Annotated in this window: 9 protein-coding genes; 2 read left to right on the plus strand and 7 right to left on the minus strand. The window is 35.1% G+C overall.

The features are described 5' to 3' along the window. Positions 1–3: 3 nt before the first annotated feature. The 7 genes from manA to lolB all read right to left on the minus strand — a co-directional run bounded on the left by manA (position 4) and on the right by lolB (position 9381). Positions 4–1266: a mannose-6-phosphate isomerase, class I gene (manA, locus tag ACFFIT_RS06815; RefSeq protein WP_385876902.1), complete on the minus strand. Its 1263-nt coding sequence runs from the start codon at positions 1264–1266 to the stop codon at positions 4–6. A gap of 148 nt (positions 1267–1414) precedes the next feature. Further along, complete coding sequence (ligA, locus tag ACFFIT_RS06820) at positions 1415–3487, minus strand: NAD-dependent DNA ligase LigA (RefSeq protein WP_385876903.1); 2073 nt, start codon at positions 3485–3487, stop codon at positions 1415–1417. Positions 3488–3547: 60 nt separating this feature from the next. Beyond that, on the minus strand, positions 3548–4159 hold the full coding sequence (gene yfbR / locus ACFFIT_RS06825) for a 5'-deoxynucleotidase (protein WP_385876904.1): 612 nt from the start codon (positions 4157–4159) through the stop codon (positions 3548–3550). 11 nt (positions 4160–4170) lie between these two features. Next, positions 4171–5508 (minus strand): NCS2 family permease, encoded by a 1338-nt coding sequence (locus ACFFIT_RS06830; RefSeq protein WP_385876905.1) that lies wholly within the window; start codon positions 5506–5508, stop codon positions 4171–4173. A 283-nt stretch (positions 5509–5791) separates the two neighbouring features. Then, positions 5792–7168, minus strand: a complete 1377-nt coding sequence (locus ACFFIT_RS06835; RefSeq protein ID WP_385876906.1) for a YfcC family protein — start codon at positions 7166–7168, stop codon at positions 5792–5794. Between the two features lie 414 nt (positions 7169–7582). Further along, positions 7583–8476, minus strand: coding sequence for a 4-(cytidine 5'-diphospho)-2-C-methyl-D-erythritol kinase (gene ispE, locus ACFFIT_RS06840; protein WP_385876907.1), 894 nt, complete (start codon positions 8474–8476; stop codon positions 7583–7585). Between the two features lie 215 nt (positions 8477–8691). Next, complete coding sequence (gene lolB / locus ACFFIT_RS06845) at positions 8692–9381, minus strand: lipoprotein insertase outer membrane protein LolB (protein WP_385876908.1); 690 nt, start codon at positions 9379–9381, stop codon at positions 8692–8694. 560 nt (positions 9382–9941) lie between these two features. Between lolB and ACFFIT_RS06850 the strand changes: the two genes are divergently transcribed. Together ACFFIT_RS06850 and hemA are read left to right on the plus strand one after the other, a co-directional pair. Beyond that, positions 9942–10307, plus strand: coding sequence for a NirD/YgiW/YdeI family stress tolerance protein (locus ACFFIT_RS06850; protein ID WP_385876909.1), 366 nt, complete (start codon positions 9942–9944; stop codon positions 10305–10307). Between the two features lie 59 nt (positions 10308–10366). After that, positions 10367–11788, plus strand: a complete 1422-nt coding sequence (gene hemA / locus ACFFIT_RS06855) for a glutamyl-tRNA reductase (protein ID WP_385876910.1) — start codon at positions 10367–10369, stop codon at positions 11786–11788. Positions 11789–11855 lie beyond the last annotated feature (67 nt).

The following is an 11855-nucleotide window of genomic DNA, read 5'->3' on the forward strand; positions in this document are numbered from 1 at the left end:
AAGTTATAGAGAATAGAATGCTTGAGCAACTACACAGTCACCCTCTAATTCAATATGAGGTGTTTTCATTGACACAAAACAGGATTGTCCTGGAAGTAGGGTAATCTCATCATCATTTGCTTGAATTCGAGCTTTACCTTTTACACAAAAGAAAATACTAGCGCCTTCGAGATTAATGCTAGATTTTGAGTCAATTTTGCTATGGTAAATACTGAAACGAAAATCATCGACAGGGATCGGGAAATGAGAAATAATCCCTACTTTATTGGGTTTCATAGGCAAAGAATCTAGTGCGGTGGGAATAAATTCTAAATTGGACATCAATTCTGAGATGTTGATATTTTTTGATGTCAATCCAGCTCTTAGTACATTGTCAGAATTAGCCATGATTTCTAACCCAGTTCCACTTAAATAAGCGTGGGGGGTATTTGCGTACAAAAACATTGCTTCACCAGCTTTTAAGTGGATCACATTGAGTAGTAAAGGCGAGAAAGCACCCATATCTTCTGGGTAGATATCTAAAATAGTGCTAATCGTTTGCCAGGTCAGTTGATGGTTTTTATTGAAAATATCAAGTGCACTGATATTTAAATTTACATGATGACGAAGTTGTTTTAATAAAAAAAACTTATCATCACCCGTAAGTTTTAATAAGCCTTCAAACAGTTCACTAAGGCTCTTTTCATCAGGTTGAGTAATAAAATTAGAGAAAAGGGCATGAGTATCCTTAAAGGGTAAAATCAGTTGGCTAATATCCTCTAAAGTCCTAAATGCATTCATGGCAATAAAATCAGTCAGAGCATAAATCAACTCAGGTTTGTGATTGGCATCTTTATAATCACGTACAGGAGAGTCTAAAGGGATCCCTTGTTTATTTTCTTTTTCGAAACCCAATTCAGCAGATTTTTTATTAGGATGCACTTGAATGGACAAAGGTGTTTTTGCACAGAGAACTTTAAAAAGGTAGGGTAGTTCTTTGAATTTGTCCGCAGCTTTTTGACCTAAATTACCGACTAAGTCCTTTTCAATGTATGATTTAAGTGTTTCTAGCGACATGATGTCCTCAGACACAATTCCTGAAGACATACTAAAAATTGGTGCAAACAAATTGTCTTTTTTGATTATTCTAGAGCTACTTTTAGGATGAGCTCCCATCCATACTTCTGCCATAGGAAGGTGCTCATTGTTATCTATGCCGAATAACTCAGTTAGAGCAGTTTCAGATCCCCAAGCATAATTTTGAATGGTATTGTGTAGTTTATACATTCAAAAACCTCAATTATTGAATTAATATTTAATTTATTAGTTTAAAAGAGAATTTACATAAATTCCAAAAACGTATGGTGTTCATGGCTGAATTCAGCCTATTGTGAGTATAACAGCTGTAATTAAATTACAAAACAAAAGTAGACAATTAAATCGCATTAAGCAGGCTTATAAATGCTTGTTCATCTAATACTTTTACTCCTAGGCTATTTGCTTTTTCAAGTTTACTCCCAGCCGCGTCTCCTGCGATAACAAAATCTGTTTTTTTAGAAACACTGCCACTGACTTTAGCGCCTAGAGCAATCAGTTGATCTTTCGCTTCATCTCTGGTCATCTGACTCAAAGTACCTGTCAATACAACGGTTTTTTCAAAAAATAGATTATTCTTTTGGTTGGCCGAAGGCAAGTCCATTTCATCTAGCTTAGGGAATGATAATCCAACTTTATCAGATAAGAGCGTTTCGATAAGTTTCAAATTATCTTTATCGTTGAAAAATTCTCGAATGTTATGGGCAACAATTTCACCTATATCCGGAACTTCCTTTAAAGAAGCTTCAGAAGCATTTATAATAAGCTGTATGTCCTTATAATGATTTGCTAAGTTTGTCGCAGTAGACTCCCCTACGTCCTTGATACCAATAGCATAAATAAGCCGAGACAAGGTCGTTTTTTTAGATTTTTCAATCGCATTTAGAATATTGGTCGCTGATTTTTCCCCCATACGATCTAAACTGCTCAAGATAGATTGAGTGAGTGAGAAAATATCTGCAGGGGTTTGCAGATATTCCTTATCAACTAATTGTTCTATTAATTTATCACCGAATCCTTCAATATCTAAGGCACGCCTAGAAACAAAGTGCTTTAAGGCTTCTTTCCTTTGCGCAGAGCACGCCAGGCCAGCAGGACAACGAACAGCAACTTCTTCTCTTAATTGAATAAGCGCTGTGTGACAAATAGGGCAAGTAGTTGGGAAGACGACTTTTTTAGCCGTTTGAGGTCTTAATGAATCAATGACTGCTACAATCTTAGGTATGACGTCTCCAGCACGTCTTATTGTGACCGTGTCACCTATGTGGATATCTAAACGATTTAATTCATCTTGATTGTGTAAAGTGGCATTACTGACAACAACGCCTGCAACTTCTACGGCATTAAGTCTTGCAACAGGTGTTATAACACCAGTTCTACCTACTTGAAACTCTACATCAAGTAGTTGGGTAGGAACTTCTTGAGCAGCAAACTTAAAGGCACTTGCCCACCTAGGGGCGCGCGAGACAAACCCTAATTTTTCTTGTAACTTTATATCATTCACTTTGATGACTACGCCATCAATATCGTAGCCTAAGCTATCGCGCGTAGTTTCAATCTCCTTAAAGTACGCCAATATTTCGTCTTTACTTCTCAAGCGCCGCATCCATGAATTTGTAATAAACCCCCAGTCAGAGAGTTGTTTTAAGCGATCATAATGATTATCTGGCAATGCTGATCGCTTTGATGAATCAAAGATTATCTCGCCTAGACCATAAGCACAAAAAGTCAATGGTCTTGTTGCAGTAACGTTAGGATCTAATTGTCTTAAAGAACCTGCTGCGGCATTTCTTGGATTAGCAAACGTTTTGACCACTTTGTCTTTTCTACTTTGGGATAATAACTGTTCATTCAGCGTATCAAAACCTTGGTGTGTCATAAAAACTTCACCTCTGACTTCAAGTACTTCTGGATAGCTTTCACCTAAGAGCACCAAAGGGATGGATTTAATTGTTCTTATGTTTTGAGTAATATCTTCACCAGAACTACCATCACCACGGGTAGCTGCTTGGACAAATACGCCATTTTCATATCTTAGACTCACTGCAAGGCCATCCAGTTTTAGTTCACAGCAAAATTCGATTTCAGCGGGATTATATTCAGGTAATCTTTCATAAATACGATTATAAAACTTGATGAATTCCTCCTCATTAGAGCATTTATTAAAAGAAAGCATTGGAATGACATGATTGACACTTTTAAATGCACTGAGTGGATGAGCACCTACGCGCTGAGTCGGTGAGTCGGGCGTGATTAGATGTGGGTTAGACTTTTCTAGGGCAACTAATTCATCAAACGTCTTATCATAGACAATATCTGGGACAATCGGTTTATCTAATACATGATAATGGTATTCATATTCACGTAACTGTTTTTTAAGTAGATTCAGTTGCTTTTGTATTTGTTCTGTCATAGCTATTTTTTTCTAGTAAAATGTAATTAGTTAATATAATATTTATGGATTAATGAGTCTCTAAAGTCCTTCTTCGGACATCTCATCTAGAGAAAGAGTGAAGCTTGGAACAAATATGCGCATGAAATAATCCATTTCGTTTGAATTATCTTTAGCCAATGTTTTTTCTAGTCTAGTTTTGGCTAATAAAAATTCATTATTTCCAGCAGAAAGTTCTTCTAGGCATTTAAGATAGGCACATAATGTATCTGCTTGTTTAACAATAATTTTGGTTGATTCATCCACAGTGGCACTATTAAAAAGCCAAGCAAAATCAGACTGTAAAGCTTCAGGTAGCATAGAAAGCATTTTATGCTCGGCAATTTTTTCAATTTTTTTAAACTCTTCTGCTATCTGAGGATTGAAATATTTAATTGGAGTTGGCATGTCGCCAGTCAACACTTCACTGACATCATGATAAATGGCATATAAAGCTATTTTCTCTGGGTTTAGTTGCCCATCAAACACTCTATTTTTTATTACTGCCAGCATATGTGCAACAAAAGCGACTTGTAAGCTATGCTCAGACACGTTTTCTGTTCTAACATTTCTCATCAGCGGCCAACGATTTATCAGTTTAAGTCGTGAAATTTGAGCCATAAAGTGGCTAGTACTTTTATCTATAGAATTCATCATCGTCTCAATTAGTCAATAAAAATAAACTTCGCTAAAAATAATAAAGAAACGATTATGACACACGGATTGAGAGATCTGAATTTTCCAGTCCCAATTTTCATTAAACAATAACTAAAAAATCCAAAAGCAACGCCTTCTGTTATCGAATAGGTAAATGGCATCATAACAGTGGCAATAAATGCAGGCACAGCTTCGGTGAGATCGTCCCATTGTACTTCTGTTAAGCTTGAGGTCATTAATACCCCAACATAAATAAGCGCTCCGGCTGTCGCATAGGGAGGTACAAGACTGACAAGCGGTGAGAAAAAGAGTACGATTAAAAACATCAGTCCAGTGACAATAGATGTCAGCCCTGTTTTACCTCCTACAGAAGTACCAGAAGAGCTTTCTATATAAGCAGTAACAGAGGAAGTGCCTAATAAGCCACCCAACATAGAACTTGAACTATCAACCACAAGGGCTTTTTGCATGTTTGGAAAAGAACCATCTGATTGAGTCATACCTGCTTTATTTGTTACACCAATTAAAGTACCGGATGAGTCGAATAAATTGATGAGCATGAAAACAAAAATGATGCTAAGCAAACTGACATTCAAAGCCCCTTTAATATCAACATGACCAACGACTGAGCTTATAGATGGGGGCATTGATACGATTCCAAAATATTTAACATCCGGGTCAACAATTAATCCAATTAATGTGGTAATTATTATAGAAATCAGTACAGCAGAATGAACTTTTTTGTGTGCTAATATAACGATTAAAAAAAAGCTTAGAAGCCCAAGTATAAATGGGATACTTTTAAAATCACCCAATTTAACTAAAGTAGCAGGACTAGCAACAACAATTCCAGAGTTATTAAAACCGATAAGAGCAATGAAAAGTCCTATACCACTTGTTATACCTATCCTGAGGCTTATAGGAATTGAATTCATGATCCAATATCTTACTCTTACAACGGTTAGAATAAAAAGACATAAAGCGCCTAAAAAAACGGCCCCCATAGCAACTTGCCAACTATGACCAAGATCGCTTACGACAGTAAAGGCAAAATAAGCATTTAATCCCATAGCAGGCGCTAATGCGATGGGAAGATTAGTAAATAGGCCCATTGCAATAGAACCAATCGCTGCTATAAGAGCTGTAGTAACAAAAACTGCTTTCGTGTCCATCCCTGCCACACCAAGAACATTAGGATTGACAAACACAATATAAACCATTGTTAAAAAGGTAGTTAATCCTGCAATGACTTCAGTTTTTACATTAGTATTTTTTTGATGTAGTTTAAAAAAAGAGTCAAGTACAGAGCGAGTCGAAGCGCTTGTATTTGTATTTTGTTGTGGCATAGAATATTCCAATAATGTCTTAATTGATTGCCTGGAAAAGAAGTTACCAAGGCACGTTTTATCTTGGCTTATAAGTTATTGAGATGAGTATGGATCTATTTAGAAACGAGTAAAATACAATTTATTACCCTTTAGTTTATCATTAAAACCCCATGATTCTTAAGAATCATAATCAATTATGCGGTGTAAATCAATGATAATTTCAAGGGTAACATAGTACATTTTTTTAAATAAAAACGGAAAATTAATTTAAATTGCGGGTGCTATAAAATATAACAACACATCAAAATCCTATGTAATAACCAACAAGTAAGAAGCCCCAGCTTAAAACATAGACCATCACCATGAATGGAAAAATATGCTTTAGCCATTTAGTATAACTGACTTTTGCTAGAGCTATCATAGCGAGTGTGCCACCTGATGTCGGAATGATTAAGTTTGTCAGGCCATCACCAATTTGAAATGCGGAAATCATTAATTGGCGACTCATTCCAATCAAATCAGCCACCGGTATTAAGATAGGCATTGTGACTAATGCTTGTGCTGATCCTGAGGGTATAAACAGATTTATGATGCCTTGAATGACACTTGCAGCGATAGCTGCAATAGAGACAGGGACATTTTGTATGTGTGAACTTAAATAGTAAACAATAGTATCAATCATTTGCGCTTTATTGAGTAATACATCAATTGACGCAGCTAAACCAATAACTAAGGCACCAGCAGTTACGCCTGACGCGCCTTCTATCATTTGCTCAACAATTTTATTCGCGCCTAATCCGTTTATCACACCAATCACAATAGCGATAATAATAAAAACAGCGGCAATTTGATTGATATACCATTTGTGCACAAATACACCATAAAGCATTACTCCCATACCCAGCACAAAGGATGCTAAAGTGAGTATGTCTTTTAAAGAGAGAGAATATTGAGAGAGGTTTTTTGATAACCCACTGTTTTGCATTCTGAACTCCTCTTTTTTTGCTAAGCGGCAAATATAGAATGAGAGTAACCCAAGCGCTGAGAATACGTGTATAAATCGAAATGGAGCACCAGAAAAAAGAGGTAATTCACCAATTGTCTGTGCTACACCTACCGTATAAGGGCTAATAGGTGATAGAGCAAACCCCACGCCAATACCCCCAACGGCAATCATAGCGCCAATAAGATTAGAGCGCCCAATGGCAGAAGCAATAAGAACTGCAATAGGAACAAGTGCAATGTTATTTTCATATCCTACCGCTATACCAAAAAAACCATAAATAAAAGTACAAATCGTGATAATGATATTCGATTTATTTAACCCCATTCGATGAATCCACACTCCTATTGCATTTTCAAGGGCACCTGTTTTCTGGAGAATATGAAATAACCCCCCAGCGATGAATACGATAAATAAGTAGGGACCTGCTTTAATCAATCCTGCTGGAATAGCAACAAATATGTCAAATACATGCAGACTAGCACTGTCTTCAATTAAGCGGAACGAATTAGGCACTACTTTAGTTTTACCTGATTCTACAACTCGTTCAAACATGCCTGCGGGGATAAAAAAATGCATTAGATAGACTAATACAGAGATGAAAAATATCAAGGCCATGGGATCAGGAATTTTTTTATACCATACCGTTTTTGAGTTTTCTTGTGTCTGCTGCATGAGTTTTTTCCTCAAGTGAAAGATAAAGAATAATTGTTGTAGAAATGCAAATGGCTATGTGATTTTTATGATGCTTTGCCCCATCAGTTTTTTGTTTAACCTGAATAGAGTAGGCGAAAAAAAATTTTTGAGCCAGTTTTAAAAATAGATAAAAAAGTTTTCAATAAAATAAAATATTTTTTAATCTGACGAAGGAAAGTTAACAGTAAGACGTATAAAAAAGCATAAATGATAATCAGTCATTACTTATTACTTGTACCAGTAAAGTGAGGCGATAGCAAATAGAATCCATCCATATGTGACTTATTTCACTTAATTTAGCGTCTTAAATAAAACGGCCAATCAAATGATACATTGTTAGGGTATTGGTTAAAGTGAGAATATGAGTATAAAAGTTAATAACGAAATTGAGAGTTAATATAGTAATTGATTTGAATTGACACCTTTAGCGACTATGCTCCACCACATAGAGGGCACTTTTTTTTGTATATTAAGCGCTTGCTCATGATCTTCAAAAATAGCAAATACAGTTGATCCTGTACCTGACATAAAAGGTTCTGAATAATTTGTTAACCAATCAATCGCTTCTTGAACTTCATTAAAAAGCTTGCTCGCGACAGGAGTGAATACATTAAAATAAGGTGAGTGTAACCATTCATGCCAAGTTTTTTTGGGATAGTCTCTTTTGAGTAAATTTGATTGAAATAAAGCTTGAGTAGGAATTGATTTATTTGGAAAAATAAGTAAATACCAGCGTTCGTTGAGGTCTACAGGTGTAATTACATCACCCACACCCGTAGCAAAAGCTGAACGATTGATGATGAAAATCGGCACATCAGCCCCTAAATTAACGGCAATTTTAGCTAGAATGTCTACGGGTAGATAGAGCTGCCAAATCTGATTTAATGCAATTAGGGTACTTGCAGCATTGGATGATCCTGCCCCTAAACCAGCCCCTAGGGGCATTTTTTTATCCAATAATATGGAAATATCAGTGAATTTTCTTTTCAGATTCCTTTCGACTGCAAACTCATAAAGGAGATCTGCGGCTTTAATGATTAAGTTATCTTCTTTGGGGTGAAGGGTAATATTTCTAGTAAATTTATGATGATGCGTTTTTTTTGAAAAAAACAATTCAATCTTTGGCTTTTCAGTAATTACTTTAGACTCTTCATACTCAAATAGGATTTCGTCACCGACATTAAGCAATTGAAAAAGAGTTTCAAGTTCATGGTACCCATCAGATCTTCTGCCGGTGATAGATAAAAATAGATTAAGTTTAGCAGGGGAGAATATTTTTAGTTTCAATGTATCACCTTTAATAGCCGCTCGAATAAACTTGAGTCACTCATATAAAACGCGTATTAAAACGCAGATATTTTAAGAGTCAATCTTGAAAGCCTGTTCATCGAAGCACATTTAGAAGATTTAGTATTCTAGTTAACTAAACATTGTATAACGGGTTTTAGTATCGTAAACATAAAATAAAGTTAAACTTGAGTAACATATCATTAATTTTTAATTTAACTTTTCCAGCGATTTATTTTTAATTTGATTGTTAGTTCTTCATCCCCATTTTTTTGAACTATTTCAAGTTGAGAAGGTAACGAAGTTGGCAAGTTTCTATCATAGTTAATATATTTTACTTGCCATATCAGGTTACTTTCTTTGCTCTTGTAAAGTGCAGCGGCCAGTTCATAATTTGAATTAAGAGTAATTTCAGTTGCCTCTCCAGGTAAGCCTAGCATCCAGAGACGAAGTTGCGTTAAAGGGATGTCCATATTGGCAAGATCTAAAATTGCCTCTTCGGGATTGCTGTAGTTATAAACTTGTCCCTTGTCATCAGTGATCTTCGTCTGATTGTCGTCCACAGTAATGAAAATAACAGTCTGGCCTAGTGGATTTAATAATCTCAAATGATAAGACTCTTTTGATTGTTGTTCCCAATAAAAACTTGCAGATTGACGAAAATCCGTTGAAATATAAGCAAATGAACCTTTTGCACTATATTCACTCAAGGCTATTTTTTCCACCTCAGCTTGATGGGTTTTCCAAAGGGGGTTATTCAAGGCGGCCTCATTTGCTTCTTTACTGAGTTCATCAGATGTTATTGTACAAGCAGATAAAAAGAGAAAGCTGGTTAAAATAAGGCATTTTAGCCATGCATTGCTAAAGCTGAACGAAGTACTGATATTAAAAAAAAATTTATTCACTGTAAACTCACTAGAGGATGTTAATGTATTGTGCTTTCAAATTAAACGCAAAAAAATAATATATCAATAAATATTTGAGTTGATAAAAATCATTAGATTTGAAAAGTATTGCAGAAGAAGTATGATACTTGAATATACTATTTATGAATTATATCATACAAAATAACTTTCTTTCTAAGCTAGATTTTATCAGATATATTGGGATGTTATCCACAAAAATTTTTAGTGGTATTAATATAACATGAAACAGGGGATATATTAATCGATCAAAGCAAGTATATTGAAAGAAGTCCATATTTTAATACTGTTTATATTATCCATCCTTACTAAATTATTTTATTCAATTTGATTTATTTTATTATAAATACCAATCAAAGTGGAATTAATAATCCACTATTGATGCATTTTTTGGGTGTATGAAATCAATTGCTTCATGAAAATCAGATCTAGCTAATGTGCAATTTAGGAAATAATCAGAATGGACTTTTCTTTCTAAACTCCTTACAATAGTCTTCAGATAAAGATTTAATCCCCTAACTCAATTACTAATAGGATGTATTATGAATTCCATTAAATCTAAAAGTGTTATTTTATTTATAACTTTATTTTTTTCTACTGTATCTTTGGCTGGATTTGTAGGAAAAAATGCTTCTAACAGTGTGAATAATCAAACAGTAAAATCTTTATTGGATAATCCTGTAGATGACACTCGTGTTCTACTTGAAGGCTACATTACTGAGAAAGTTCGTAATGAAAAGTACTTGTTTTCTGATGGTACTGGCACTATTAGAGTCGAGATCGATGATAAAGATTTTCCGAGTCAACCCGTTGATGAAAAGACCAAAGTTAAAATTTATGGAGACTTAGAAAAAGATTTTCTAGAATCTCCAGAAATCGATGTAGACTTTATGGAAATCATTAAGTAAATTATTATCTTGACAAAAAGCGCCTCATGGCGCTTTTTGTGTTTTTTTTAAGGAATGGAATGAAACTGATTGTTTTAGGGGTAAATCATAAAACGGCTTCTGTCTCTTTGAGAGAGCAGATCAGTTTTGCGCCTGAACAATTAAGTGATGCATTGATGCAAATTAATGCATTATTAGAGATAAATTCGAGCTTGATTGTTTCTACTTGTAATAGAACTGAAATTTACTTTGGACTAAAAAAATCCCAATTTGAACTTGCTTCTGAACCCTATAAGCAATTCTCTTTTGATACTACCGAAGAGTTAGAGTCAAATTTTTCTATTGTAAATGATGCAGCAAACCCACAAGCATGGCAAAAAACACAGCAACCGAAAAACTCAAACCCCGTCTCTTCACCGGCTGTCAATCCTTACATCAATAAATTGATTGATTGGTTATGTCATTTTCATCAACTCGATAGAGATAAACTGATTGATCACTTTTTTATCCTTGAAGATGAGCAAGCTGTTAGGCATTTAATGAGGGTAGCAAGTGGACTTGATTCGTTGGTTTTGGGGGAGCCTCAGATCCTAGGACAAGTAAAAGATGCTTATCAACTTGCTTTAGAAACCTATAAAGTTAATGCCAAATTTTCAAAATGGATAGAAAAAAGTTTTTCAGTTGCTAAAAGAGTTAGAACTGAAACTGATATAGGGGCTAACGCTGTATCTGTCGCTTTTGCTGCATGTAGTTTGGCAAAACAAATATTTGAAAATTTAAGTGAGTTAAATGTCCTACTCATCGGAGCTGGCGAAACGATTGAACTTGTAAGTAGGCATCTTAAAACACACGGTGTTAAAAATTTACTTATCACCAACAGAACTTTCTTGCGTGCACAACTTTTAGCTGACAGCATGGGTGCTAAGGCAATTGAGCTAGCTACTTTAAGTGAAATACTCTATAAAGCAGATATAGTTATTTCTTCAACAGCAAGTCCCCAAGCACTCGTTAGTGTTGATATGATGAAGCGCGCTTTAAAGCAAAGACGTTTTCAACCCGTATTACTTATAGATATTGCTGTACCTCGAGACATAGATGAAAAAGTCAGCGAACTGGATTCAGTCTATTTATACACAGTGGACGATCTGCAAGACATTATTACTTATAATCAAAGTCAGAGGTTAACTGCAGCTAAAACCGCTGAGTTATTAATTGATGAGGAAGTTGAAGCTTTTATTCAATGGCTTAATACACAATCTGCGGCTCAAGCTGTTGTTGCTTATCGTCAATCAGCTGAAAATTTACGACTTGCATTGGTAGAAAAGTCATTGGCTTCAATAGCAAAGGGTGCAGATCCTGTTGACGAATTAGAAAAATTAAGTAAGAAGCTAACCAATAAATTGATCCATACTCCCACAATAGCTTTAAAAAATAGCACATTGCATGAGAGTAAAATCTATTTTAGCCAATTAAGTAAAGACTTAAAATTGACACCACCTTAGCTAGCTTAAGATTGTGTTTTTTTGAACTACCCCCCAAAATTCACTCTTATAATTTTAACTACGGAAT

Source organism: Thorsellia kenyensis (assembly GCF_042432445.1).
In the GTDB taxonomy this organism is placed as follows: domain Bacteria; phylum Pseudomonadota; class Gammaproteobacteria; order Enterobacterales; family Thorselliaceae; genus Thorsellia; species Thorsellia kenyensis.

Bases quoted from the DNA above. Each gene is read 5' to 3' on its own strand.
- yfbR (WP_385876904.1), bottom strand. From the start codon at position 4,159: ATGAATTCTATAGATAAAAGTACTAGCCACTTTATGGCTCAAATTTCA.
- ligA (WP_385876903.1), bottom strand. From the start codon at position 3,487: ATGACAGAACAAATACAAAAGCAACTGAATCTACTTAAAAAACAGTTA.
- hemA (WP_385876910.1), top strand. From the start codon at position 10,367: ATGAAACTGATTGTTTTAGGGGTAAATCATAAAACGGCTTCTGTCTCT.
- ACFFIT_RS06850 (WP_385876909.1), top strand. From the start codon at position 9,942: ATGAATTCCATTAAATCTAAAAGTGTTATTTTATTTATAACTTTATTT.
- ACFFIT_RS06835 (WP_385876906.1), bottom strand. From the start codon at position 7,168: ATGCAGCAGACACAAGAAAACTCAAAAACGGTATGGTATAAAAAAATT.
- ACFFIT_RS06830 (WP_385876905.1), bottom strand. From the start codon at position 5,508: ATGCCACAACAAAATACAAATACAAGCGCTTCGACTCGCTCTGTACTT.
- manA (WP_385876902.1), bottom strand. From the start codon at position 1,266: ATGTATAAACTACACAATACCATTCAAAATTATGCTTGGGGATCTGAA.